This window comes from Mesorhizobium sp. B2-8-3 (assembly GCF_006440815.1).
Classification (GTDB): Bacteria; Pseudomonadota; Alphaproteobacteria; order Rhizobiales; family Rhizobiaceae; genus Mesorhizobium.
This window is the reverse complement of the sequence record NZ_VFTW01000004.1, coordinates 65130-91645: the sequence shown is the minus strand read 5'-3', so window position 1 is coordinate 91645 and position 26516 is coordinate 65130. Positions and strand designations below refer to the sequence as shown.

At 64.8% G+C, this 26516-nt stretch carries 21 protein-coding genes; 14 read left to right on the top strand and 7 right to left on the bottom strand.

The genetic code is table 11. The annotated features are described in order from the left end of the window. Positions 1–142: 142 nt before the first annotated feature. A complete protein-coding gene (gene rho / locus FJ418_RS08110; RefSeq protein ID WP_140645981.1) occupies positions 143–1408 on the top strand; it encodes a transcription termination factor Rho in 1266 nt (421 codons plus the stop codon). Positions 1409–1626: 218 nt separating this feature from the next. On the opposite strand, the gene FJ418_RS08105 is transcribed toward rho, so the two are convergent. Then, complete coding sequence (locus FJ418_RS08105; protein ID WP_246682978.1) at positions 1627–3663, bottom strand: thioredoxin domain-containing protein; 2037 nt, start codon at positions 3661–3663, stop codon at positions 1627–1629. Positions 3664–3772: 109 nt separating this feature from the next. Between FJ418_RS08105 and mnmE the strand changes: the two genes are divergently transcribed. From mnmE to FJ418_RS08070, 7 genes are all read left to right on the top strand, one after another. Then, positions 3773–5080, top strand: a complete 1308-nt coding sequence (mnmE, locus tag FJ418_RS08100) for a tRNA uridine-5-carboxymethylaminomethyl(34) synthesis GTPase MnmE (protein WP_140864737.1) — start codon at positions 3773–3775, stop codon at positions 5078–5080. A gap of 162 nt (positions 5081–5242) precedes the next feature. Then, positions 5243–7117 (top strand): tRNA uridine-5-carboxymethylaminomethyl(34) synthesis enzyme MnmG, encoded by a 1875-nt coding sequence (gene mnmG, locus FJ418_RS08095; protein WP_140864735.1) that lies wholly within the window; start codon positions 5243–5245, stop codon positions 7115–7117. Then, the gene (gene rsmG, locus FJ418_RS08090) at positions 7114–7749 is read left to right on the top strand and encodes a 16S rRNA (guanine(527)-N(7))-methyltransferase RsmG (RefSeq protein WP_140864733.1); all 636 of its coding nucleotides are present in this window, start codon (positions 7114–7116) and stop codon (positions 7747–7749) included. Before mnmG ends, rsmG begins: the two co-directional genes overlap by 4 nt. Before the next feature lie 17 nt (positions 7750–7766). After that, positions 7767–8564, top strand: coding sequence for a ParA family protein (locus FJ418_RS08085; RefSeq protein WP_140659574.1), 798 nt, complete (start codon positions 7767–7769; stop codon positions 8562–8564). A 66-nt stretch (positions 8565–8630) separates the two neighbouring features. After that, positions 8631–9524 (top strand): ParB/RepB/Spo0J family partition protein, encoded by an 894-nt coding sequence (locus tag FJ418_RS08080; protein ID WP_140864731.1) that lies wholly within the window; start codon positions 8631–8633, stop codon positions 9522–9524. A gap of 817 nt (positions 9525–10341) precedes the next feature. After that, positions 10342–10968: a DUF1326 domain-containing protein gene (locus FJ418_RS08075; RefSeq protein ID WP_140864729.1), complete on the top strand. Its 627-nt coding sequence runs from the start codon at positions 10342–10344 to the stop codon at positions 10966–10968. Positions 10969–10999: 31 nt separating this feature from the next. After that, positions 11000–11788 (top strand): DUF2182 domain-containing protein, encoded by a 789-nt coding sequence (locus FJ418_RS08070; protein WP_140864728.1) that lies wholly within the window; start codon positions 11000–11002, stop codon positions 11786–11788. 229 nt (positions 11789–12017) lie between these two features. Here the strand turns inward: FJ418_RS08070 and holA are convergent, their stop codons facing one another. Further along, complete coding sequence (gene holA / locus FJ418_RS08065; protein ID WP_140864726.1) at positions 12018–13061, bottom strand: DNA polymerase III subunit delta; 1044 nt, start codon at positions 13059–13061, stop codon at positions 12018–12020. Between the two features lie 540 nt (positions 13062–13601). On the opposite strand from holA, the gene FJ418_RS08060 reads away from it, so the two are divergent. The 4 genes from FJ418_RS08060 to lpdA all read left to right on the top strand — a co-directional run bounded on the left by FJ418_RS08060 (position 13602) and on the right by lpdA (position 18813). Further along, entirely contained in the window at positions 13602–14834 is a 1233-nt protein-coding gene (locus FJ418_RS08060) for a 3-methyl-2-oxobutanoate dehydrogenase (2-methylpropanoyl-transferring) subunit alpha (RefSeq protein ID WP_140864724.1), read from the top strand. A 2-nt stretch (positions 14835–14836) separates the two neighbouring features. Next, entirely contained in the window at positions 14837–15850 is a 1014-nt protein-coding gene (locus tag FJ418_RS08055; protein WP_140864722.1) for an alpha-ketoacid dehydrogenase subunit beta, read from the top strand. 15 nt (positions 15851–15865) lie between these two features. Beyond that, positions 15866–17176, top strand: coding sequence for a dihydrolipoamide acetyltransferase family protein (locus FJ418_RS08050; RefSeq protein WP_140864720.1), 1311 nt, complete (start codon positions 15866–15868; stop codon positions 17174–17176). 239 nt (positions 17177–17415) lie between these two features. Next, entirely contained in the window at positions 17416–18813 is a 1398-nt protein-coding gene (gene lpdA / locus FJ418_RS08045) for a dihydrolipoyl dehydrogenase (RefSeq protein WP_140864718.1), read from the top strand. Positions 18814–19134: 321 nt separating this feature from the next. Here the strand turns inward: lpdA and FJ418_RS08040 are convergent, their stop codons facing one another. Continuing rightward, positions 19135–20238 (bottom strand): saccharopine dehydrogenase family protein, encoded by a 1104-nt coding sequence (locus tag FJ418_RS08040; RefSeq protein WP_140864716.1) that lies wholly within the window; start codon positions 20236–20238, stop codon positions 19135–19137. A gap of 137 nt (positions 20239–20375) precedes the next feature. Here FJ418_RS08040 and FJ418_RS08035 point away from each other — a divergent pair, with 137 nt between their 5' ends. Together FJ418_RS08035 and FJ418_RS08030 are read left to right on the top strand one after the other, a co-directional pair. Continuing rightward, on the top strand, positions 20376–20804 hold the full coding sequence (locus FJ418_RS08035; protein WP_140836102.1) for an Lrp/AsnC family transcriptional regulator: 429 nt from the start codon (positions 20376–20378) through the stop codon (positions 20802–20804). A gap of 238 nt (positions 20805–21042) precedes the next feature. Next, entirely contained in the window at positions 21043–21330 is a 288-nt protein-coding gene (locus FJ418_RS08030) for a GIY-YIG nuclease family protein (protein ID WP_140864715.1), read from the top strand. A 286-nt stretch (positions 21331–21616) separates the two neighbouring features. Here FJ418_RS08030 and FJ418_RS08020 read toward each other — a convergent pair whose 3' ends face one another. From FJ418_RS08020 to FJ418_RS08005, 4 genes are read right to left on the bottom strand one after another with little or no spacing between them, the layout of a single operon-like run. Beyond that, a complete protein-coding gene (locus FJ418_RS08020; protein WP_140864713.1) occupies positions 21617–23650 on the bottom strand; it encodes an aldo/keto reductase in 2034 nt (677 codons plus the stop codon). Between the two features lie 57 nt (positions 23651–23707). Further along, on the bottom strand, positions 23708–24793 hold the full coding sequence (ugpC, locus tag FJ418_RS08015; protein WP_140864711.1) for a sn-glycerol-3-phosphate ABC transporter ATP-binding protein UgpC: 1086 nt from the start codon (positions 24791–24793) through the stop codon (positions 23708–23710). A gap of 11 nt (positions 24794–24804) precedes the next feature. Continuing rightward, entirely contained in the window at positions 24805–25641 is an 837-nt protein-coding gene (locus FJ418_RS08010) for a carbohydrate ABC transporter permease (protein WP_140864709.1), read from the bottom strand. Beyond that, positions 25638–26498, bottom strand: coding sequence for a sugar ABC transporter permease (locus FJ418_RS08005; RefSeq protein ID WP_140864707.1), 861 nt, complete (start codon positions 26496–26498; stop codon positions 25638–25640). The genes FJ418_RS08010 and FJ418_RS08005 overlap by 4 nt, the downstream gene beginning before the upstream one ends. Positions 26499–26516 lie beyond the last annotated feature (18 nt).

Sequence of the window (26516 nt, the reverse complement as noted above, 5' to 3'; positions counted from 1 at the left end):
GCTTGCTCTTTCAGGCGACCGACGATAAAAGACGGGTCTTCCTTCCCGTCATGCGCCGCCCCTTTCACTCGCTTTCGGCCGCGCCCGGCATTTGTCGTATTCAGCCGATTTTTCTCCCCAAAGCCTACCCAGAGTCTATCTGATGCAAGAAATGAAACTCGCAGAGTTCAAGAACAAGAAGCCGCCAGAGCTGATCGCCTATGCCGAATCGCTCGAGGTGGAGAACGCCAGCGTCATGCGCAAGCAGGAGCTGATGTTCGCGATCCTGAAGAAGCTCGCCGCCCAGGACATCGAGATCATCGGCGACGGCGTGGTCGAGGTGCTGCAGGACGGTTTCGGCTTCCTGCGCTCGGCCAACGCAAACTACCTGCCGGGTCCCGACGACATCTACATCTCGCCGTCGCAGATCAGGCGCTTTTCGCTCAAGACCGGCGATACGGTCGAGGGACCGATCCGCAGCCCGAAAGAAGGCGAGCGCTATTTCGCCCTGCTCAAGGTCAACACCATCAATTTCGACGATCCCGAAAAGATCCGTCACAAGATCCACTTCGACAATCTGACGCCGCTCTATCCGACCAAGCGGCTGAAGATGGAGATCGACAATTCGACCTCCAAGGACATCTCGCCGCGCGTGATCGATCTGGTCGCGCCGATCGGCAAGGGCCAGCGCGCGCTGATCAACGCGCAGCCGCGCACCGGCAAGACGGTGCTGATGCAGAACATCGCCCATTCGATCACCGCCAACCATCCGGAATGCTATCTGATCGTGCTTTTGATCGACGAGCGTCCGGAGGAAGTGACCGACATGCAGCGCTCGGTGAAGGGCGAGGTCATCTCCTCGACCTTCGACGAGCCGGCGGCGCGCCACGTGCAAGTCGCCGAAATGGTGATCGAGAAGGCCAAGCGTCTGGTCGAGCACGGCCGCGACGTGGTCATTCTGCTGGATTCGATCACGCGTCTCGGCCGCGCCTACAACACCGTCGTGCCGTCATCCGGCAAGGTTCTGACCGGCGGTGTCGACGCCAACGCGCTGCAGCGCCCGAAGCGCTTCTTCGGCGCCGCCCGCAACATCGAGGAAGGCGGCTCGCTGACCATCATCGCGACCGCGCTGATCGATACCGGCAGCCGCATGGACGAAGTCATCTTCGAAGAGTTCAAGGGCACCGGCAACTGCGAAATCCAGCTCGACCGCAAGGTGGCCGACAAGCGCATCTACCCGGCGATGGACATCCTCAAGTCGGGCACCCGCAAGGAGGACCTGCTGGTGCCGCGCGCGGACCTGCAGAAGATCTTCGTGCTGCGCCGCATCCTCGCGCCGATGGGCACGACCGACGCGATCGAGTTCCTCATCGACAAGCTCAAGCAGACCAAGACCAACGCCGACTTCTTCGATTCGATGAATACGTGATTGGGGTGAGCGCGGTAGTCCGCCCCTTTTCTTCGTCATTCTAGGGCGGAGCAAGGAGCGGAGCGACGCGGCGTAGACCCTAGAATACGTGCCGTTCCTTTTGGGCCTTGCAACGGTGCAGAATTCTGCGCCGCTGCTTTCTATGCGAGCGTCGCGGCATGGATCCTCGGGTCAGGCCCGAGGATGACGAAGAAACCGGTCTCGGCCTCGCTGGCTTTTTAGCTTCGCCGCAGCAACTTCTCCAACTCACCCGCATCCGTCACCACCGGCAGACACACCTGCCCGCTACAGAACCAGGCGCCTGCCTTGTCCGTCGGCGGCAGCACGCCGCCCGGCAATAGCGGTCGATTCGCTTCCGTACCGATCGGCACGACGATGTCCACCCGGCGTGGGTCGGGATTCCGATTCGCAACCGGAACGAGGCTTGGGGTATCTGGCCTATCTATGATCACGAGTTTCAATGGCTCGAGCGCCAGCGCGCAGGCGTTGACGATGCCGGCTTGGCCATAGCCCTGCTGGGACGCGCGGCCCATGGCGTGCTCGGCGGCCGTCCAGGCCTTTTCCCAGAGATCGAAGTCGCCGGTGAGCGACGACAGCCGCACCAGCGCCTCGACGATCTGGCTGGTGGCCGACGGGATCGCTTCGTCGACATCGCCGCGGATGCGGATCGGAACGTCGCCACTGTCCGACGCCGTCAGCCAGTAGCCGGTCTTTTCGTCGTCCAGGTGCCAGCGGTCGAGCTCGCCGATGAACTGCCTGGCGCGATCCGAATAGACCGGGTCGCCGGTCGCCTCGAACAGCGCGATCGCCGCGTTGGTCATGGCGGCATAGTCGCTGGACAGCGCCGGGAACAGTCTCTTCGCGCCGAGCATGGAATGCGGCAGGCGGCCATCCTGGCTGGCCCCGACGATATGGGCGAAAGCCTTGGCTGAGGCAGCGATCCACTCACGGCGCCCAAGTGAGCGGCCCGCCTCGGCGAGTGCCGCGATCATCAGCCCGTTCCAGTCGGTGAGCGCCTTGCCGTCTCGGCCAGGCCTGATCCGCTGCTCGCGGATATCCAGCAGCTTTGCTTTCAGAGGGGTAAGCTGAGCGTAGTCGGCGATGCCCTGACTTTGCTGTGCTTCGGTCTGGCGAATGATTGGCTTGCCTTCCCAGCCATGCGGGGCGACCAGCTCGAAATACCGGAAGAAGGTCGACGCATCGTCGCCGAGCGCGGCTTCGACCTCCTCGCGGTTCCATGTGTAGAAAAGCCCCTCCTCGCCGTCGCTGTCGGCATCGAGGCTGGCGGCGAAGGCGCCGCCATCGACCAACATCTCGCGCAGCAGCCAGCCGACGGTTTCTTCGATTCGTGTCCGGAACAAGTCGTTCCCGGTGGCGGCATGGGCCCAGTTGCACAGGCGAATGAGCTGGGCGTTGTCGTAAAGCATCTTCTCGAAATGCGGCACCAGCCATTCGGCGTCGGTCGAGTAGCGGCTGAGGCCGCCGCCGACGTGATCGTAGATGCCGCCTGCGAGCATTTTTTCGAGGCTAGCGAGCACGGCATCGCGATGTTCCGGCTGGCCGTCCCGCAGCCAGGACAGCCAAAGCGCGTGCATGAACGGCGCGTTGGGGAACTTTGGCGCGCCTTTCAAGCCACCGAGTTCGCGGTCGATCATGCCGTCGATGCGGCCGGCGAGATCGGCCAGCGTATCGCGGTCGAGCACGGCCTTGCCCGTCGCGCCGGCAAGCCGCTGCTCGACATGGGCGGTCAGCCCGTCGGCGCTTTCGGCAAGGCTCTGCCGCTTTTCGCGCCAGGCCTTGTCGACCGCTTCCAGCACCTGGATGAAGCCTGGCCTTCCGTAACGCGCCTCGCGCGGGAAATAGGTGCCGCCCCAGAAAGGCTTGCCATCGGGCGTCAGGAACATGGTCAGCGGCCAGCCGCCCTGCTCGCCCATGGCATGGAGCGCGGCCATATAGATCTGGTCGATGTCCGGCCGTTCCTCGCGATCAACCTTGATATTCACGTAGAGCCGGTTCATGACGGCCGCCACGGCGTCGTTCTCGAAGCTTTCATGGGCCATGACATGACACCAGTGGCAGGCGGCGTAGCCGATGGAGAGCAGGATCGGCCGCCCGAGTTGCTTGGCTTCGGCAAGGGCAGCGGGCGACCAGCCGCGCCAATGCACGGGATTGTCGCTGTGCTGCTGCAGATAGGGGCTGGCCTCTTCGGCAAGCAGGTTTCGCGCGGGCAAGGTCACGATGGGCGGGCTCGGCATTTGGGTTTGATGCGGCAAAGCGTGATGCCGAAAACCGTGAACGATTTTCGGCCTACATGCTTTACCTTTAATCTAGGCGGTTCGGCAGGTCCGGCAAATGGTTTCACCAATGGCTTCGAAGGATTCGATCGTTGCGCTGTCCAGCGGCCGTCTGCCCGCCGGGCTTGCCGTCATCCGCGTCTCCGGCCCAAGGACTCGATTCGTGGTCGAAACGATTGCGGGCGCCGTTAAGGACCGGTTTACCATGTTGCGCAAGCTCAAGGCCGCGGGCGGCTCGGTTATCGATCACGGGCTCGTCCTGTTCTTTCCAGGTCCCGGCAGCTTCACCGGAGAGGATGTTGCCGAGTTCCAGGTCCATGGCAGCCGCGCCGTCGTGGCCAAGATGCTGGAGACGATCACGGGCTTCGAAGGCGTGAGGCATGCCGAGCCTGGCGAATTCACCCGGCGCGCCTTTCTCAACGGCAAGTTCGACCTTGTCGAGACAGAGGCGCTCGCCGATCTGGTCAATGCCGAGACGGAAGCACAGCGCCGCTTCGCCTTGCGCAACGCGGAAGGCACGCAGAGCGAGCTCTATTCGAGCTGGCGCCGCCGGCTGATCCATGCGCGCGCCATGATCGAGGCGGAAATCGACTTCGCCGACGAGGAGGACGTGCCAGGTTCCGTTTCGGAGGCGGTCTGGTCCGACGTGTCGGCAATGATCGGCGAAATCGATCGGCATGTTGAAGGCTTCAAGGCAGCGGAGATCATCCGCGACGGGTTCGAGGTTGTGATCCTCGGTGCGCCAAATGCCGGCAAGTCCAGCCTGTTCAACGCGCTGGCCAGGCGCGACGCGGCGATCGTCACCGACGAACCGGGCACGACTCGCGATTTGCTCGAGGTCGCCATGGACCTCAACGGGCTGAAGGTGCGGATTGTCGACACGGCCGGCCTGCGGGACGCCGCGGGCAAGGTCGAATCAATAGGCATCGAGCGAGCCAGGGCCAAGGCCGGGGAGACAGACCTGATCCTGCTGTTGGAGGACATGGCTGACCCTGTTCCCGTCGGCGATGTTGCGAGCGGGGCGCCGTTGCTGCGTGTCGGGACGAAGTCCGATATCGCCGGTGCCGGCGCTGGCGCTTATGATCTGGCGATCTCTTCCAGGGACGGCACCGGGCTCGGCGCTCTTCTCGACGAGATCGGAGCCCGTGCCGCCAAGGCAGCCGGGGACGCGAGTGAAGTCCTCCCGTCGAGGCTGCGGCACGTCGAGCTGCTCAAGGAGACGACGGGCTTCTTGCGAGCGGCGTTGGCCGGACACAGCCAGGAACTGAGGGCCGAGGAATTACGATTGGCGGCGGATCGCCTCGGCCGGATCATCGGCGTGGTCGATGTCGAGGATCTGCTCGACATCATCTTTTCGCAGTTCTGCATCGGTAAATGATTCACGTGAAACACGACGCGGGATCTGTACGGCGATGACTCACGTGAAACATTCGGGCTTCGGATGCGTGTTTCACGTGAAACGAGTCGGGCCTTCGTCCTTGACAGCGCGTGACGACGGGAACATGTGTCGGGCGATCTCTGAAAGCGGATTCTTGGAAAAATGACCGATCACTATGATGTGGTGGTGGTGGGCGGCGGCCATGCCGGCTGCGAGGCGGCGAGCGCTGCCGCGCGCGCCGGCGCCAGGACCGCGCTGGTGACGCTGCGCTTCGATGCGATCGGCGTCATGTCCTGCAATCCGGCGATCGGCGGCCTCGGCAAGGGCCATCTCGTGCGCGAGATCGACGCCATGGACGGGCTGATGGGCCGCATCGCGGATGCCGCCGGCATCCAGTTCCGCCTGCTCAACCGCCGCAAGGGGCCGGCCGTGCGCGGTCCGCGCACCCAGGCCGACCGCAAGCTCTATCGACTTGCCATGCAGGCCGCGATCGACGAACAGGCCAATCTCGACGTGGTCGAGGGCGAGGTTCTCGATCTCGCAATCGAGGACGGGCACGTGGCGGCCGTGCTGGTTTCGGGCGATCGGCGCTTGGCCTGCGGCGCGGTCGTGCTGACCACCGGCACGTTCCTGCGCGGGCTGATCCATATCGGCGAGCGGAAGATCGTCGCCGGCCGCATGAACGAACAGGCAAGCCATGGGCTTTCGGCCACCATGGCGCGTGCGGGCTTCAAGCTCGGGCGCCTGAAGACCGGCACGCCCCCTCGCCTCGACGGCCGCACCATCGATTGGGCGTCGCTGGAAAGCCAGGCGGCGGACGAGGATCCGGTGCCGTTCTCGCTGATGACGGACGCAATCGTCAATCCGCAGATCCGTTGCGGCATCACACGGACCATGCCGGCGACGCATGACCTGATCCGGGCCAATCTCGGCCGCTCGGCCATGTATTCCGGCTCGATCGAAGGCGTCGGGCCGCGCTATTGTCCCTCGATCGAGGACAAGATCGTCAAGTTCGGCGACCGCGAGGGCCATCAGATCTTCCTCGAGCCGGAAGGCCTCGACGACGACACCGTCTATCCGAACGGCATCTCGACCTCGCTGCCGGAGGATGTGCAGCTCGACATCCTGAAGACCATTCCCGGGTTGGAAAAGGCGACGATGCTGCAGCCGGGCTATGCCATCGAATACGACCATGTCGATCCGCGCGAACTGAAGACGACGCTGGAGACGAAGCGCGTGGCCGGCCTGTTCCTGGCCGGGCAGATCAACGGCACGACGGGCTACGAAGAGGCCGGCGCGCAAGGCCTGCTCGCCGGCATCAACGCGGCGCGCAAGGCTTCGGCAAGCGAGCCGGTCGTGCTCAGCCGCACCGAGGCCTATATCGGCGTGATGGTCGATGACCTGACCAGCCGCGGCATCGCCGAGCCTTACCGGATGTTCACCTCGCGGGCGGAGTTCCGGCTGTCGCTGCGCGCCGACAATGCCGATGAGCGGCTGACGCCGCTGGCCGACAAGCTCGGGATCGTGGCCCCGCCGCGGATGCAGCGGTTCGGCGAGATCGCGCTGAAACTCGATCAGGCCCGCACGCTGGCAAAGTCGGTGGCGCTGACGCCGAACGAAGCGGCGCGGCATGGGCTGGAGATTAACAAGGATGGCGTGCGCCGCTCGGCCTATGAGCTTTTGGCGCATCCGGGCGTCGACTTGGCGTGGCTGGCTGGCGTCGAGCCGCGCTTTGCCGCGCTTGACGCCAAGACGGCGGAACGACTCGAAACGGAAGCGAAATACTCGGTTTACCTTGATAGGCAGCAGGCCGATGTCGCCCAGATCAGGCATGAGGAATCGCGGCTCATCCCCGAGGCGATCGATTTCTCTGATGTTCCTGGACTTTCAAACGAGTTGAAGCAGAAGATGAAGACGCGCCAGCCGCGTTCGATCGCCGATGCTCAGCGGATGGAAGGCATGACGCCCGCTGCGCTGGCCATCATCGTGGCTCATGTCCGCAACGCCGAGCTCGCCGCGCGAAGGGACGTGGCGTGAGCGCCTGGGATGATCTGCAAAAGGCGGCGGGTCCGGTTTCACGTGAAACATTCGATCGGCTTCGGGCCTTCGAAGAGCTGTTCCTGAAATGGAACCGCAGCATCAATCTGGCGGCGCCGTCGACGCTCGACGATGTCTGGCGCCGCCACATCCTGGATAGCGCCCAACTCGCGCGAATCGCACCCACTGCCACGCGCTGGGTCGACCTTGGTTCGGGCGGCGGGTTTCCGGGATTGGTGCTCGGCTTTCTGCTGGCCGAGCGTGCGGGCGCATCGATCGAGCTGGTCGAGAGCAACCGCAAGAAGGCTTCGTTTCTGCAATCGGTCATCGGTCAGTTCAATTTGCCGGCACGGGTCCTGGCCAAGCGCATCGACGACAGCTATGCGCTTGTTTCCGCACCGGAAATCGTAACTGCCAGAGCGCTGGCGGCCCTTCCGGATCTGCTCGACCTGGCTGCGCCGTGGCTGACCAAAGGGTCACGCGCGCTTTTCCATAAAGGCCGGGATTACCGTGCCGAGGTGGAAGAAAGCACTCACCGCTGGGGCTTCGATCTGGTAGAACATTCGAGCATGACCGACCCACACGGCGTCATCCTTGAAATCACCGAATTGCGCCCGGCGAAACAGCAATGAATTACTGGCATAGGCCCATGAGCACAGCACCGCGTATCATCACTGTTGCCAACCAGAAAGGCGGCGTCGGCAAGACGACGACGGCCATCAATCTGGCCACGGCGCTGGCCGCGATCGGCGAGCGCGTGCTGATCGTCGATCTTGACCCGCAGGGCAATGCCAGCACCGGCCTCGGCATCGACCGCAAGGACCGCACCGTCTCGTCCTATGACGTGCTGACCGGCGAGCTCGATCTGGAAGCGGCCGCCGTGCCGACGGCGGTGCCAGGTCTGTCCATCGTGCCCTCGACGCTGGACCTGCTCGGCATCGAGATGGAGATCGCCTCGGCGCCCGACCGTGTGCTCAGGCTGCGCAACGCGCTACGCGCCGCCGCCGAGCGCGCGGCGCCGTTCGGCTATGTGCTGATCGACTGCCCGCCCTCGCTCAATCTTTTGACTTTGAATTCAATGGCCGCGGCCGATTCCGTTCTCGTGCCGCTGCAATGCGAGTTCTTCGCGCTCGAAGGTCTGAGCCAGTTGCTGGAGACGGTCGAGCAGGTGCGCAGCAGCATCAACCCGGATCTCACCATCCAGGGCATCGTGCTCACCATGTATGACGGGCGCAACAACCTCGCCAACCAGGTGGTGCAGGATGTGCGCACCCATATGGGCGACAAGGTCTATGAGACGATCATCCCGCGCAATGTTCGCGTTTCCGAAGCGCCGTCCTATGGCAAGCCGGCGATCCTCTATGACCTGAAATGCTCGGGCAGCCAGGCCTATCTGCAGCTCGCCTCCGAGGTGATCCGCCGCGAGCGCAAGCTGCGCGCCGCCTGAGCCGTAGGCGCGACAGCAGTTTTGGTTAATTAGCCAATTCGATTCCGAAACGATCTGGACAAACCAATGAGCGAAGACCAATCAAGAAAAAGACTGGGCCGTGGCCTCGCGGCGCTGATCGGCGAAATCGACCGTCCGGCGGCGCCGGAAAAGCCGAGCGCGGCGGTCGCGGCGGACGGCAAGGTGCCGATCGAATTCGTCAGCCCGAACCCGAAGAATCCGCGCCGGCATTTCGGCGATGCCGAGCTCACCGACCTCGCGCAATCGATCCGCGAGCATGGCGTGGTGCAGCCGGTGGTGGCGCGCCCCTCGCCTTCGCAGCCCGGCCGCTACGAGATCATCGCCGGCGAGCGGCGCTGGCGAGCGGCGCAGCGCGCCGGCCTGACCGAGATTCCGCTGATCGTGCGCGACGTCAACGACCGCACCGCGCTGGAGCTGGCGATCATCGAGAATGTGCAGCGCGCCGACCTCAATCCGGTCGAGGAGGCGCAAGGCTATCAGCAACTGATCGACGAGCACGGCTACACCCAGGCCGATCTCGGCCAGGTGATCGGCAAGAGCCGCAGCCATGTCGCCAACACGCTACGGCTTCTGAAGCTGCCCCCGGTCATCCATAGCATGCTGGTCGACGGCGATCTCTCGGCCGGTCATGCCCGCACGCTGGTGACCGCGGAGGACCCGGCCGGGCTCGCCAAGCGCATCGTCAAGGAAGGGCTTTCGGTGCGCCAGGCGGAAGCGCTGGCGCAGATGCCCGCCGGCCCGACACCGGCCAAGACCAAGTCCACGGCGGGCGCGCCGGACAAGGACCCCGACACGCTGGCGCTCGAGAAGCTGATGACCGATACGATTGGCATGATCGTCAGCATCGAGCACAAGGGCAAGGGCGGCACGCTCAAGGTCAACTATCGCTCGCTGGACCAGCTCGACGAGTTGTGCCGGCGGCTGAAGGACGAGCGGTAGGCGGCTGCGGCGCAACGGTATTTGCCGGAACCTGAGGTTTTGGCTTAAGGCTGGATATGCGTGATATATCGGTGATAAACATGGCTTGGGCGATGCGCCGGCCCTTTTTTGTTGCGCGCCGATCATTGGCGAAGGCGATGGTGGCGGCAGATCTCCGACTTGAGGGGGAGTTGCCCGGCAGGACAGGAGGGACGCTGTCCGGCTAGCGTACCAGCGCTTCTCTAGCTAGCCGCAAGCGATGCGTCGTCATCCTCGGGCTTGACCCGAGGATCCATTCCGTGACCGGCGCCGAAGGACTCAGCGGCGCAAAATTCTGTAAACGTTGCAATGACTTAGCGTCACGGCATTGATTCCAGGGTCTGCGCGCGTCGCTCCGCTCCTTGCTCTGCCCTAGAATGACGATGGAGATGGTCGGCGTTCCTTCGCGCCCCCTCTGTCCTCCCGGACATCTCCCTCACAAAGGCCCACGGGGAGATCGGCCGGCGCGTCGGTTTTCGCCAATCACAAGCGTTTTGCAGCACAATCGCGAAACACAGCCTGTCGCGCCAGTGCCTCGGACAGGTTCTGCCGTTTGCGTGTCGGCAGCACCGCTGTCTGCAGCCGCACGCGGCCGAGCGACCCAGCGTTCCAGCGCCGGGGCCCTCCGCTTGACAGTCCGGGGCAACGGCGTACCTTCTATTAGCTCGAACTTAAGTTATGCCCCGGCGTGCCGATCAGTCGCGATGAGGGCTCTCTGCCGTTCCGATCGTGTTCGTGAAACGGCACCGCCTCGCCAAAGCGATATGCCCGACGCGCCTGACGCAAATGGGAGGTGCAAATGGCGGTCAGTTGGCAATTGTCCGGAAATTACTTCGAAAACTGCAGCTGCGACGTCGTATGTCCTTGCCTGCTGTCCACCCAGGCGCAGCTGACGTCGAAGCCGACGAAAGGCGTTTGCGACGTCGCCCTGGTCTTTCATATCGACAAGGGCAGTTTCGGCGACGTTCGACTGGACGGGCTCAATGTCGCGATGGTTGCTCACACGCCAGGTCCGATGGCGGAGGGCAATTGGACGGCGGCGGCCTATATCGACGAACGGGCCGATGACCGGCAAACAGAGGCGCTAGGCGCCATCTTCACCGGCGCCGCGGGTGGGCCGATGGCTGCCTTCGCGCCGATGATCAGCACCAATCTCGGAGCGAGGAAGGCGCCGATCAAATACAAGATCGACGGCAAGAAGCGGTCGGTGGAGGTTGCCGGCGTGATGCAGCTGGCGGTCGAACCGTTGCCGACAATGCGCGAGGACGGCGAGATGTGGGCGGCCACCGGCCATCCCGTCAATCCAGACTGGCTAGGCCTGGCGATGGGCGTGGAAGGCAATACGTTCAGCGACCATGGCATGAGTTGGGATAATTCGCGGCGAAACGCGCATTACGCTCCGATCAATTGGTCCGGCCAGCAATAGTCCTTGGCCGCATGGCCGGACGGGCTCGCCCATGACGCTGACACTGCAGCGAAACATCGTTCTCGCGCTGCTGATTGCGAGCGCCGCGGCGTCGTGGACTGTGCTCATCCGACAGCAGATCGGCATGGACGCGGACATGCGCATGGAAATCTACTCGCCCACCATGGGCATGACGGCGCCGCTCTTTCTTGCCGTCTGGATCGTCATGATGATTGCCATGATGTTTCCGACGGCCGCCCCGATGATCCTGACGTTCCACCAGGTTCAAGCGGCCAAGCGGGGGCGCGGCGAGACCTTCGTGTCCACCTGGGTGTTCGTGGCCGGCTACATGCTGGTTTGGAGCGCGATTGGCGTTCTCGCCTTTGCCGGCGCGGCCGGCGCGGAGATGCTTGGCGGGCGGATGGGAATGTCCGCCGCGATGGCCGCGCGCATCGGTGGCGTGCTGCTGATCGTTGCGGGTGCCTATCAGCTCTCCCCATTGAAGGATATTTGCCTGGCCAAATGCCGCACGCCCATCGGTTTCATCCTGACCTCATGGCGCGACGGTCATTGGGGCGCGGCACGCATGGGCATCGAGCATGGGGCCTTTTGTCTTGGCTGCTGCTGGCTCCTGTTTCTCGCCCTCTTTCCGCTCGGGATCATGAATGTCGCCGCAATGGCCGTGGTCACCTTGCTGATCTTTGCGGAAAAGACCTTCCCGTCGGGAGAGCGGATAGCCAAGGTGTCGGGAATCGCTCTGCTCCTCTACGGCGCGGCGGTGCTGGTCTTTCCACAGGCGCTGCCGACCTTCCAGCCGATGGACGCGATGATGATGAATTGAGAATTGAGCAACGACATTGCAGGACGTATCTTTCGTCATTCTAGGGTCTGCGCGCGTCGCTTCGCTCCTTGCTCCGCCCTAGAATGACGAAGAATACGCTGGTGGGACAGCACTCATTTGGCCTGCCCGTCCTTCGCAGCAGCTGCGCAGCAGCTCCGGAGGGTGGGCAGGCCATCTCCGCTACAAGGAGGGAGTTAGCTGTCGCCCGGCCGTCGCCAATCGCCGGCGTTTACCTTTGCCCCAGCCTCGCACTCTCGATCGCTATCCCGAGCAGCGCCTGGCGCGCCAGCGCTTCCGACAGATCCGGCCGCTTGCGGGTCTGCAGCACCGCCGTCTGCAGCCGGCCGAGCGCGCGACCGAGCGCCTCGACGGTCCAGCGTTCCAGCGCTTTTTCCACCAGCTTGCGGCGCGAGAAGAAGACGGGCGGACGGGCGCCGGCGACGACCGAGGCGGCGTTGCGGCCGCCGGTCTCCATCTGGCCGCGCATCGCCTGGATCGCCTGCAGTTGCCGCATCGCCGAGGACAGGACCAGGAAGGGATGGCCGCCCGACTGGCAATGGCGGTTGAAGGCGAGGTCGAAGTCGCCGACCTTGCCGTCCAGCATGGCGTCGACCGCGGCGTCGAAAGACGCGCCGGAGACATCGCCGGACAGGGCGTTGACGTCGCCGACGTCGATCTCCTTCTGGCCGTGCGCATAAAGCACCAGTTTCTCGATCTCGCCGCGCGAGGCGAGCCGGTCGCCGCCGAGATTACGGCGCAGCGCCTGGCGGGCGTCGAGCGTCATCGACATGCCGGCCTTGCGCAGTTCGTCGTCGATCACCGTATCGAGGTCGCGGGCCTCGTCGGCATAGCAAGGCAGAGCGATGGCGTTGCCGGCGGCCTCGACGATGGCCCTGAGACCGGTGCCTTTCTTCAGGTCGCCGGCTTCGATGAGGATGATGGCGTCGCGCGCGGGCTCGGCGGTCAGCGCCTTGATGTCGTCGGCAAGCGCCTTCTGGCCGCCGGCATTGCGCACCCAAAGCAACCGCCGGTCGGAAAACATCGGCACGGTGCGGGCTTCGTCGAGCAGCCGGCCCTCGTCGCGGTCGACTTCCGCGCCGTCCAGCCTGACCACGGAGAATGGGTCGTCGAGCGGCAGGCCGGTTTTCGCGGCGAAGGTCTTCGCCCGCTCGGCGACGAGGCCGCGGTCGGGGCCGTAAAGCAGGACGATTCCCATGGCCGGATCCGGCCTCGCCAGCCACGAATCGACCTCGTATCCCTTCTTCTGTGCCATGCGGGTGGGTTAGCACGGGGCGGGGGCCGAGTGAACGGAGAAGCGGCGGGCAGAGAGCGTGATCTCCCCCCTTGTGGGGGAGATGGCCGGCAGGCCAGAGGGGGGCGCTGTCCCGCCGGCGTCTTGATGTTTGATCCTTGGCCTTGACCGAATGTCGACTTTCGGAAGCCGGGTTTGCGCGCCCTCCGTTGCCTTATGACGACGAATGACTACGGAGAGTTGGCGTTCTGTCACGCCCCCCTCTGCCCTGCCGGGCATCTCCCCCACAAGGGGGGAGATTAGCTGCTACGGCCGCCGCGCATATCCCGCTTACTTTTTCTGACAGCAATCGCCCCGCAAACTTCCGCCAAATTGCGCGCAGCGCGAAAACATCGACAAGAAATTTCGCCGCCATATCTGCATCTTGGCGCTTGCGTGCCGCATCGGTTCCACGAGCCGACGGCCGAAGGGGAAGGCCGTGCCCAGACCCGGCGAATTGGCACTGGTGCGGCGGCGCGGATGTGCAAAGATCGCACCGGCAACATTGGAGGATGTGAGCTCATGGCCGATGCTGGAATGTTGCGCTTCCATGTGCCCGAGCCCGAGGTTCGGCCCGGCGGCACGCCCGATTTCTCGAATGTGACCATTCCCAAGGCGGGCTCGGTGCCGCGTCCGGAGATCGACGTCGATCCGCGCACCATCCGCGACATGGCCTTTTCCATCATCCGCGTGCTCAACCGCGCCGGCGAGGCGGTCGGGCCATGGGCCGGGCTGCTCAGCGACGAGGAACTGCTCGAAGGCCTGCGCCATATGATGACGCTCAGGACCTTCGACGCGCGCATGCAGATGGCGCAGCGCCAGGGCAAGACCTCCTTCTACATGCAGCATCTGGGCGAAGAGGCAGTGAGCTGCGCTTTCCGCAAGGCGCTGAAGCCGGGCGACATGAACTTCCCGACCTACCGGCAGGCCGGCCTTTTGATCGCCGACGGCTATCCAATGGTCACGATGATGAACCAGATCTATTCCAACGAGGCCGATCCGCTGAAGGGCCGGCAGCTGCCGATCATGTATTCGTCGAAGGAGCACGGCTTCTTCTCGATCTCCGGCAATCTGGCGACGCAGTATATCCAGGCGGTCGGCTGGGCGATGGCCTCGGCGATCTCCAACGATTCGCGCATCGCCGCCGCCTGGATCGGCGACGGCTCTACGGCCGAGTCGGATTTCCATTCCGCGCTGGTCTTCGCCTCGACCTACAAGGCGCCGGTCATTCTCAACGTCGTCAACAACCAGTGGGCGATCTCGACCTTCCAGGGCATCGCACGCGGCGGCTCCGGCACGTTTGCAGCGCGCGGGCTTGGCTTCGGCATTCCGGCGTTGCGCGTCGACGGCAATGACTATCTTGCGGTGCACGCCGTGGCGAAATGGGCGGCGGAGCGGGCGCGCGCCAATCTCGGGCCGACGCTGGTCGAATATGTCACCTACCGCACCGGCGCGCATTCGACGTCGGACGATCCATCGGCCTACCGGCCGAAGGCGGAATCGGATGCCTGGCCACTCGGCGATCCGGTCATCCGGCTGAAGAACCATCTTATCCACAAGGGCGTCTGGTCGGAGGATCGTCACACCCAGGCCGAAGCCGAGATCCTCGAGACGGTGATCGCCGCGCAGAAGGAGGCCGAGGGCCACGGCACGCTGCATGCCGGCGGCAAACCATCGACCCGCGACATGTTCGAAGGGCTCTACGAAGAGATGCCGCCGCATCTGAGGCGCCAGCGCCAGCAGGCGGGGGTCTGACCATGCCCAGGAAGACCATGATCGAGGCGATCCGCGACGGGCTCGACGTTTCGATGGGGCGCGACGAACGCGTTATCGTCTATGGCGAGGATGTCGGCTTCTTCGGCGGCGTCTTCCGCGCCACGCAGGGCCTGCAGGCGAAGTATGGCCGCAGCCGCTGCTTCGACGCGCCGATCAACGAGTCCGGCATCGTCGGCTCGGCCATCGGCATGGCCGCCTACGGCTTGAAGCCCTGCGTCGAGATCCAGTTTGCCGACTACATGTATCCGGCCTACGACCAGCTGACGCAGGAAGCGGCGCGGCTGCGCTACCGCTCGAACGGCGATTTCACCTGCCCGATCGTGGTGCGCATGCCGACCGGCGGCGGCATTTTTGGCGGCCAGACGCACAGCCAGAGCCCGGAAGCGCTGTTCACCCATGTCTCCGGCCTGAAGACGGTGGTGCCGTCCAACCCGCATGACGCCAAGGGGCTGCTGATCGCGGCGATCGAGGATCCGGATCCGGTGATCTTCCTTGAGCCGAAGCGGCTCTACAACGGACCGTTCGACGGCCATCACGACCGGCCGGTGACGCCGTGGTCGAAACACGAGCTCGGCGAAGTCGCCGACGGCCATTACACGATCCCCCTCGGCAAGGCGGCGATACGCAGGCAAGGAGGCGCGATCACAGTGCTTGCCTACGGCACCATGGTCTATGTCGCGCAGGCGGCGGCCGAGGAGACCGGCATCGACGCCGAGGTGATCGATCTGAGAACGCTTTTGCCGCTCGACCTCGACACGATTGTCGCCTCGGTGAAGAAGACCGGCCGCTGCGTCGTCGTGCACGAGGCGACGCTCACCTCCGGTTTCGGCGCCGAGCTGGTCTCGCTGGTGCAGGAAAACTGCTTCTATCATCTGGAAGCGCCGGTGGCGCGGGTCGCCGGCTGGGACACGCCCTATCCGCATGCGCAGGAATGGGACTATTTCCCCGGCCCGGCGCGGCTCGGGCGCGCGCTTATCGAAACATTGGAAGCTTAGAGCGGGGAGGCCTGGTTGGGCGAACATATCATCAAGCTGCCCGATGTCGGCGAAGGCGTCGCCGAGGCCGAGCTCGTCGAATGGCATGTCAAGGTCGGCGACCTCGTGCGCGAGGACACGGTCCTCGCCGCCGTCATGACCGACAAGGCGACCGTCGAGATTCCGTCGCCGGTCGATGGCGAAATCCTTTGGCTCGGCGCCGAGATCGGCGACACGGTGGCGATCGGCTCGCCGATCGTGCGGCTGAAGGTGGCCGGCGGGGGCAATGTGAAGGCGGTCGCCGCGCCTGCATCCGAGGAGAAAGCGCCGGCTGAGCCGGCCGAGGCAAAACCGGCGCCGGCCGCGCCGAAGGCGGCACCAAAGCCGACAGAGGCGCCGAAGACGACCGCCGCCGCGCCGAAGGCCACGCGCCCTGCCTCCGTTTCAGCCGCGCCGCGCGCGGAAGGCGAAAAACCCTTGGCCTCGCCGGCCGTCCGGCTGCGCGCCAGGGAGGCCGGTATCGATCTGCGCCAGGTCGCGGGCAGTGGTCCGGCCGGGCGCATCAGCCATGAAGACATCGATGCGTTCGTCGCGCGCGGCCCGCAATTGGCCCGCGCGACCGGGCTTGCCCGGAAGGACGGCGTCGAGGACATCAAGGTCGTCGGCCTGCGGCGCAAGATCGCCGAAAGGATGTCGCTGGCGAAGTCGCGCATCCCGCACATCACCTATATCGAGGAGATCGACGTCACGGCCTTGGAAGAATTGCGCGCGACGCTGAACAAGGAGAAGCGCGGGGCCAAGGGGGCGGAAAGGCCCAAGCTGACGCTGCTGCCTTTCCTGATGCGGGCGATGGTCAAAGCGATCGCCGAGCAGCCCAATCTCAACGCGCAGTTCGACGACGATGCCGGCATCATCCATCAGCACGAAGGCATCCATATCGGCATCGCCGCCCAGACGCCCAACGGGCTTGTGGTGCCAGTGGTCAAGCATGCCGAGGCGCGCGATCTGTGGGACTGCGCTGTCGAAGTCAACCGGCTGGCCGACGCGGCGAAGTCCGGCACGGCGACGCGCGAGGAGCTTTCAGGCTCGACCATCACCATCACCTCGCTCGGCGCCATGGGTGGCGTCGCGACCACGCCGGTCATCAACTATCCGGAAGTGGCGATCATCGGCGTCAACAAGATCATGGTGCGGCCGGTATGGGACGGCACGCAGTTCATCCCGCGCAAGATGATGAACCTGTCGTCCAGCTTCGACCACCGCGTCATCGACGGCTGGGATGCCGCGGTGTTCGTGCAGCGGATCAAGGCGCTGCTCGAGACGCCGGCGCTGATCTTCGTGGATTGAGGGGGCGGAACGATCGAGATGCCGGCGGGACAGCGCCCCCCTCTGCCTTGCCAGGCATCTCCCCCACGAGGGGGGAGATCAGACGTTGCCGCGGCTTTCGCCAATCTCCGACGCAGCAGGAATGGGCGGCGCTCCGAAGCTGCTGATCTCCCCCCTCGTGGGGGAGATGTCCGGCAGGACAGAGGGGGGCGCGAAGGATCGCGACCTATGTTCCCCAGGCCGCAACATAAGGTGCCATCATGAAAGAGATCTCCTGCAAGCTGCTGGTCATCGGCGCCGGTCCGGGCGGCTATGTCTGCGCCATCCGCGCCGGACAGCTCGGCGTCGACACGGTCATCGTCGAGGCAGGCAAGCCGGGCGGCACCTGCCTCAATGTCGGCTGCATCCCGTCCAAGGCGCTGATCCATGCGGCGGAAGAGTTCGAGAAGGTCGCGCATATGGCCGGCGGCAAGGATCCGCTGGGCATCAAGGTCGCCGCGCCGACGCTGGAGCTCGCAAAAACCGTCGCCTGGAAGGACGGGATCGTTAGCCGGCTGAATAGCGGCGTTGCCGGATTGCTCAAGAAGGCCAAGGTCAAGACCGTGCAAGGCTGGGCGACGTTCCGGGACGGCAAGACGGTCGAGGTCGAGACCGAGACCGGCACGCAGGTCGTCCGCGCCGAAACGGTGGTGATCGCCACCGGCTCGGCGCCGGTCGAATTGCCGTTCCTGCCCTTTGGCGGGCCGGTCATCTCGTCCACCGAAGCGCTGGCGCTGACCGACGTGCCGAAGAAGCTCGCGGTCGTCGGCGGCGGCTATATCGGGCTCGAGCTCGGCATGGCTTTCGCCAAGATGGGCGCCAAGGTCACCGTGGTCGAGGCCTTGCCGCGCGTGCTGGCGCAATATGATGCCGAGTTGACCCGGCCGGTGCTGAAGCGGCTCGGCGAGCTCGGCGTCGAGATGATTACAGGAGCAAAGGCGAACGGATTGTCGACCAAGGGCGACGCGCTGCTGGTCGAGACGGCCGACGGCAAGAATGCCAAACTCACCGCCGACAGCATCCTGGTGACGGTCGGGCGCAAGCCGCTGACCGAGGGCTGGGGCCTGGAGCAGATCGACCTCGACAAGGCGGGAAAATTCATCCGCATCGACGACCAGTGCCGCACCTCGATGCGCGGCATTTTTGCCATCGGCGACGTCACCGGCGAGCCGATGCTGGCGCACCGTGCCATGGCGCAGGGCGAGATGGTGGCCGAGATCGTCGCCGGCCACAAAAGAAGCTGGGACAAGCGCGCCATTCCGGCGATCTGCTTCACCGATCCGGAGCTGGTCACCGCCGGGCTGTCGCCCGAAGAAGCGAAGGCGCTCGCCGGCGAGATCAAGATCGGCCAGTTCCCCTTCGCCGCCAACGGCCGGGCGATGACCAAGCAGGGCGAGGACGGTTTTGTGCGGGTCGTGGCGCGCGCGGACAACCATCTGGTGCTGGGCATCCAGGCGGTCGGGCAAGGCGTGTCGGAACTGGCGGCAGCCTTTGGTCTCGCGCTCGAGATGGGCGCGCGGCTGGAAGATATCGCCGGCACGATCCATGCGCATCCGACGCAGGGCGAAGGTTTCCAGGAAGCGGCGCTGAAGGCGCTCGGCCACGCGCTGCATGTTTGAGTCCGGCGGCGATCGACCCCCACTCCGTCGAGCTGCGCTCGACACCTCCCCCGATCGACGGGGGAGAGGAAAGGCGCGAACTTAGTCTGCCAAGCTCCCTTCCTCTCCCTCCGGAGGGGGGAGAGGTGGCGCCGCGAAGCGGCGACGGAGTGGGGGAAGGCGCTGCTCAGATGCGCTGCCGCTGACAACTCGCTACGGCGCCTAATCAAGGCGATGTATCGCCCCGGCTGAAATAACAACGGCCGGCGCAGGTCGACCCCCACTCCGTCGAGCTTCGCTCGACACCTCTCCCCCGATCGACGGGGGAGAGGAAAGGCGCCCTCAGCCCGCGAGCCGGCTCGCCATCTCGTGCTGGGCGTAGGCGCGGCCGAAGCGGTTGGCGAGGAAGGTGTCGAGGGCGATGTCTTCCTGGCGCACGAAACCCTTCGCCGGCAGGCTGCCGTCGGCCAGCATGTCGAGCACGGCGCAGATGCCGGAGGCGGTGGTGATCTGGATGGCGCTGCGCACGATGCTGCCGACGCGCTGCGAATAGATCTTGTTGGCGTAGGTCTCCTGCAGCAGCCGGCCGTTGCGGCGGCCCGAGACGGTGACGAAGACGATGACCACGTCCTGCAGCGTCGAAGGCAGCGCGCTTTCAAAGATGTCCTTCAGCACGTCGCGGCGGTGGCGCAGCCCCAGATCGTTGAGCAGCGCCTTCATGATCGCGGCGTGGCCGGGATAGCGGATGGTGCGGTAGTTCAGCGTGCGCACCTTGCCCTTCAGCGTCTCGGCGAGCGTGCCCAGACCGCCGGAGGTGTTGAAGGCCTCATAGGTGACGCCGTCGAGCGAGAATTCCTCGCGCTCCTCCAGCGGCGGCACTTCGATCAGCTCGCCCTCGACGATCGCCTCGCAGGGCTCGCAATATTCGTTGATGACGCCGTCGGTGCTCCAGGTGAGGTTGTAGTTCAGCGCGTTGGACGGATATTGCGGCAGCGCGCCGACGCGCATGCGCACGCTTTCCAGCGTGTCGAAGCGGCTGGCGAGATCGTTGGCGACGATCGAGATGAAGCCCGGCGCCAGGCCGCATTGCGGGATGAAGGTGCTTTTGGCGTCGCGCGCCAGCTCCTTGACGCGGCGGGTCGAGACGACATCCTCGGTCAGGTCGAGATAGTGCACGCCGGCGGCGGCGGCCGCCTCGGCGATGCGGGTGGTGAGGTGGAAGGGTGCGGCGCTCAGTACGGCGAATTTGCCGGCAAGCACTTTTTCGAGTTCGCCCGTGGCGGCGATGTCGAGCTCCTGCGTCTCGACGCCAGCCGGCAGTTCGGCGGCGGCAAGCTGGGCGGCCGAGCGGTCGACGAGCGTGACGCGATAGTCGCCCGTGGCGCTCAGCATTTCGGCGATGGTCGAACCGATCTTGCCGGCGCCGACGACAGCGATGTTCTTCATGATCAATATCCCCTGCCAATCCTGATTTGGGCCAATTCGATTGGCGAGAATCTTCGCAGCTTGCCTGTCGAAAGGAAGCGTGGAATCTGGCAATATGAAGCCGAACTTTAAGCGATCTGCCGAAAGGTTTCGTCGAAATGATCACAGAAGCCGAACAAGCCCTGCTTACCCTGCTGCGCGCCAACGCCCGCGCCTCGACGGCTGAGCTGGCCAGACAGCTCGGCGTGTCGCGCACGACGGTGCAGAGCCGCATCGAGCGGCTGGAGCAGCGCGGCATCATCGCCGGCTATGGGGTGAGGCTGTCGCCCGATTATGAGCAAGGGCTGGTCAAGGCGCATGTGCTGCTCACCGTGACGCCGAAGCTCGCCGACAAGGTGGTGCGCAGCCTGGAAGCGATGGCGCCGGTCCGCACGGTGCATTCGGTGAGCGGTAATTTCGACATGATCGTCATCGTCGACGCGCCGTCGATCCGGGATCTCGACGCGCTGCTCGACCGGATCGGCGCGATGGACGGGGTGGAGCGGACCTCGTCGTCGATTATTTTGTCGACAAGGGTGGATCGGTAGGGGGGCCTGAGATGTTGGCGGGGCGGCGAAGCTGCCAATCTCCCCCCTTGCGGGGGAGATGGCCGGCAGGCCAGAGGGGGATCGCCTCCCGTAGAGCGCCGATACCTCCTTCGTCATTCTAGGGCGGAGCAAGGAGCGAAGCGACGCGCGCAGACCCTAGAATCCATGCCGTGACATTGGCCATAGAATGCAACGGTCCAGAATAGCGGCTGGCGACGGCGCCAGATAAGATCGTCACATGACAGGCTACGTCTACATGACCGCAAGCCAGAAAGGCGGCACGATCTATATTGGTGTCACCAACGACCTTGCTCGCCGTATGCCCGAGCACAAGACCGGCCAGGGCTCCAGATTCACCAGCCGTTACGGCGTGCAGCGCCTCGTCTGGTACGAAGAGCATTTTGACATCACTGACGCCATCCAGCGTGAGACGTCATTGAAGCGCTGGCCACGCCAATGGAAGGTGGAATTGATCGAGAAGACCAATCCGGAATGGTTCGAGCTGTTTCGCGGGATCGGCTGGTGAGCGTTCTGGACCGTGGCGGCTCTCAACCGTCACGGCATGGATTCTAGGGTCTGCGCGCGTCGCTTCGCTCCTTGCTCCGCCCTAGAATGACGAAGGAGGCGCCGGCGCGAGGCCCCCCTCTCAAGGGGGGAGATTGGCAGCTTCGACGCTGGCACCTTTTCTGCAACATTGGTGATTGGCGAAAGCCGGCGTGACATCTGATCTCCCCCCTTGAGGGGGAGATGTCCGGCAGGGCAGAGGGGGGCGAAGGGACGCGACGCCCGTCATCTCGCTCGTGGTCTATCCCCTAAGCCCGCCGCCTTTCCGGTCCCTCGTCCAGCCAGGCCACATCCTCCGGCGTCAGCTTGATATCCAGCGCCTTGAGGCTGTCCTCCAACTCGTCCAGCGTGCGGGGGCCGATCAGCGGCACGGACGGAAAGGGCTGCGCCAGCACGTAAGCCAGCGCGACATGGATCGGGCTCTTGCCGAGCTTTCGGGCCAGTTCGATGGCGCGGTCGCGGCGGCCGAAATTCTTTTCCGAATACCAGACCCGCACCAGCTCCTCGCTGTTATGCTTGTCGCGGCCGGCGCGGTCGGTGAAGAAGCCGCGGCCCTGGCTCGACCAGGCGAAGTTGGGCATCTGCCGCGCCGCCAGCCAGGCTTTCCAGGCGTCGGTCGACGAGGTGACGCAGCCGGCCCAGATCGGCTCCAGCATCTCGGCCAGCGAGAAATTGTTGGAGAGCGCGCCGGGCTTCTGCCTGCCGTTCTTTTCGGCGTAGGCAATCGCTTCATCCATGCGCTCCATCGTCCAGTTGGAGCCGCCGACCAGGCCGCGGATGCGGCCGGCCTTGGCCTCCGCGTCCATGGCGTCGACGAATTCGCCGACCGGCACGTCCGGGTTGTCGCGATGCATGAAATAGATGTCGACATGGTCGGTCTGCAGCCGGTCGAGCGACTGTGCCAGCTGCTTGCCGATCACGTCGGGATAGCAGAGCGGCGAATGCGCGCCCTTGGCGATGATCACCGATTGCGCGCGCATGCCGCGATTGGCGAGCCATTGGCCAAGCAGCGTCTCGGTGTAGCCGGCGCCATAGACAAAGCCGGTATCGAACAGATTGCCGCCGGCCTCGAAATAGGCGTCGAGCAGGATCGAGCCGGAGGAGAAGGTGCGGAAATCCTCGAAGCCGAGCGCAAGCCGCGAGACGGGTATCGACAGGCCGGGAATGTCACGCTTGCCGATGGCGGCGCCGTTGGTCCTGAGCCGCCGGCCGGAAATGGTGTTGACACGCTTAGCCGGCTTCTCGATCTCGTATTCGAGCCCGACAGCGGCGCGCCATCTGTCGAGGACGCGCAGCGTGCCGAGGCTCTCGGCCCAGGACATGCCGGGCCAGGCGAATTCCTGCCGTCCGGCGAGGATCGCCTCGCCGGCGGCGTCGACCTCGAAGGAATAGAGGTGGCGGGTCTCGCCGAGGCTGATCACCTCGCGAGCGGCCCCGGACCGGATCACCTCGATCCGGCCCGGTCCGACATCGCGGTTGCCACCGGCGAACCAGAAATCGGGCACCTCGATGCGGCCCTTGGTGCCGAGGATGCGCAGCACATTGTCCTGGTCGAGCGAGATGCTGCCGGAGATTTCGGCGACGATGCCGCCGGAGAAATGCAGCAGCGCGGAAGCCCACTCGTCGACGCCGGACTGGCCGAGATGGGCGGCGCCCACAACCTTGTCGGGCTCGGCGAAAGGCTGGCCGATCGCGGCGCCAGCGATCAGCCGCGCCATCGACACCGGATAACCGCCGACATCGAGGATGCCGCCGCCGGCGAGCTCGCTGGCGTAAAGCCGGTGCTCCGGCATGAAGCCCGGCATGGCGAAGCCGAAGCTCGACTTGATCATGCGCACATCGCCGACGGCGCCCGACTTGATCAGCTCGACCAGCTGCAGCGTCTGCGGATGCAGCCGGTACATGAAGGCTTCGCCGAGGAAGGTGCCGGCCTTGCGCGCCGCATGCATCATGGCGTCGGCTTCGAAGGCGGTCAGGGCCAGCGGCTTTTCGCATAAGACATGCTTGCCGGCCTCGGCAGCCTTGATCGCCCATTCGGCATGGCCGGGATGCGGGATCGAAATGTAGACGGCGTCGACGTCCTTGTCGGCAAGCAGCGCCTCATAGCCGTCGAGGATGCGCGCGCCCGGAAAGGTCTCGGCAAGCCCCGCTTTGCCCGGATTGCGGGCGCCGAGCGCCACCAGTTCGCCGGTGCGCGACTGCGCCACGCCGCCGGCAAAGGATTTGGCGATGCTGCCTGGCCCGAGGATGCCCCAGCGGATTTTCGTGGATGAGGATGTCATATCAAATACTCCATGGGTCGCCGCCACGCCTGGCATGCCGGCAAAGAAACTTGCGGGTCAACGGATCCTTGCGCCCTTCTTGTCGAAGAGCAGCGCGCGTTCCGCCTTGATCGAAACCGTGAAATGATCGCCGCTGGCGCGCTGGCGCGAGGCCTCGCGCTCGACGATCAGCTCCTCCGGCCCGGCATTGGCGTAGACGTAGCTCACCGAGCCGAGATGCTCGGCGACGTCGGCCTTGACCGGGATGTCGCAATCGCCCTCGCCCGCCTCGAAGAAATGCTCCGGCCTGACGCCGAGCACGACCTCCGCATCAAGGGCGGGAAACGCTTCGGCGAGCGGCTTGCGCAACCGCGCGCCGCCATGATGGATGAGCTCGACGATTGCCGCGCTGTTGGAGATCTCCACGACCTTGGCGCTGAGGAAATTCATCTTCGGCGAGCCGATGAAGCCGGCTACGAAACGGTTTGCCGGGTCGTCGTAAAGATCGAGCGGCGCGCCGATCTGCTCGACATTGCCGGCCTTCAGCACGACGATACGGTCGGCCAGCGTCATCGCCTCGGTCTGGTCGTGCGTCACATAGATCATGGTGACGCCGAGTTCCTTGTGCAGGCGCGAGATCTCGACGCGCATCTGGACTCTTAGCTCAGCGTCGAGATTGGAGAGCGGCTCGTCGAAGAGAAAAACCTGCGGCTCGCGCACGATGGCGCGGCCGATGGCGACGCGCTGGCGCTGGCCGCCGGAGAGCTGTTTCGGCCGGCGTTGCATCAATTCGTCGATGCGCAGGATCTCCGCCGCTCGGCTAACCCGGCGATCGGTGTCGGCCTTCGGGTTGCCGTTCATCCTGAGGCCGAAGGAGAGGTTCTGCTCGACCGTCATATGCGGGTAGAGCGCGTAGGACTGGAAGACCATGGCGATGCCGCGCTCGGCCGGCTCGACATCGTTGATCACCTTGCCGCCGATGGCGATGTCGCCGCCGCTGATGTCCTCCAGCCCGGCGATCATCCTCAGAAGCGTGGACTTGCCGCAGCCGGAGGGGCCGACGAAGACGACGAACTCGCCGTCGGCGATGTCGATGTTGGCGCCGTGGACGACTTCGAAGACGCCGAAGCGCTTGACGACATTGGTGAGGGTGACGGCCGCCATTGCGCTCCTTCCTACTTGACCGCGCCGGCGGCGATGCCGGCGATGAAATGACGCTGCAACAGCACGAAGACGACGAGCATCGGCACCGTCAGCATGACGGCGCCGGCCATGATGCCGCCCCACGAAACCTTGGTCAGGCCGATCAGCGTGCCGAGCGCCACCGGCGCGGTCATCGCGCCCGGCTGGCTGTTGATCAGCAGCGGCCAGAGATAGTTGTTCCACGAGGCGAGGAAGAGAATGATCGCGAGCGCCGCGAGCATCGGGCGGGCCAGCGGCAGCGCCACGAACAGGAAGATGCGCCATTCCTTGACGCCCTCGACGCGCGCCGCGTCGAACAGCTCCGCCGGCATCATCGAGAAGGCCTGCCGCATGAAGAGCACGCCCAGCGAATTGAACAGTGGCGGCACGATCAGCGCGATCCAGGTGTTGGCCAGAGCGAAGTCGCGCGCCACCATGATGAATTGCGGGATGAGCACCACCGCGTAGGGCAGCGTGATGGTGCCGAAGATGATCGCCACCACCGCGCCCTTGCCGTGGAATTCGTAGCGCGCCAGCGCCCAGCCGGCCATCGAGGTGAGCAGCACCGAGAGGATCGTGTAGGTCACCGCGACCGAGACCGAGATGCCGATGGCGCCGATGAAATTGGTGTCGCGCTGCAGGTTGGCGACATTGTCGAGGAAATTGTCGTGCGGCAGAAGCTCGATGCCGGGGCTGAAGATGCCGTTGTCGGGCATGGTGGAAAACACCACCATCATCCACAGCGGGAACAGCCAGACCAGCGCCAGCGGCGTCAGGAAAAAATGCAGCGCAATGACGCGCCCGAGCCTTGCCTGCGAGCGCGAGGTCATTTCGGCTCCCTCATCAGCCAGAGCTGCACCAGGGTGATGGCGATGGCCAGCCCGGCCATGGTGTAGGCGACGGCGGAAGCGTAGCCGAAGTTGAGCGACCGAAAACCCTGGCGATAAAGCAGCAGGCCGAGCGTCTCGGTGCCGCCGCCCGGTCCGCCGCGCTCGGTGATCAGGAACGGCTCGGTGAAGAGCTGCATGGTGCCGATGATCGACAGCACGGCGCAAAAGACGATGACCGGCTTCAGCAATGGCAAGGTGATGTAGAAGAACTGCTTCAGCCGGCTGACACGGTCGAGTGTCGCCGCCTCGTAGACCTCCTCGGGGATAGACTGCAGGCCGGCCAGGATGATGATGGCGTTGTAGCCCGCCCAGCGCCAGGTCACGGCGATCATGATCAGCGCCATGGCCGGCGTGACGTTGGAGAACCAGTCGATCTTGGGCAGGCCGACGCTGTTCAAGAGCTTGTTGACGATGCCGAAATCGAGGCTGAACATCAGCCGGAAGACGGCCGAATAGGCGACCTCGCCGACCACCACCGGGGCGAAGAAGGCGAAGCGGTAGAGGCCGCGCGCCTTGAGCAGCGGCGAGTTCAGCAGCACCGCCATGACGATCGCCAGCGCAATCATCACCGGCACCTGGATGACCAGGATCAGCAGCGTGTTCTTCAGCGCGTTGTAGAAGGCGGGGTCGCCGATCAGGCGGCCCCAGTTGAAGGCCGGCGCGAAGCGCCACGGCACGGTGCGCGTCGCCTGGAAGGAGATCAGGAAGGACGAGATGATCGGCCAAATCCAGAAGATGGCGAAGATCAAAAGGTAAGGCGTGAGGAAGCGGTACGCGGTGGCGTTCTGCGTGCGCATCGTCTTCCTCCTTTCTCT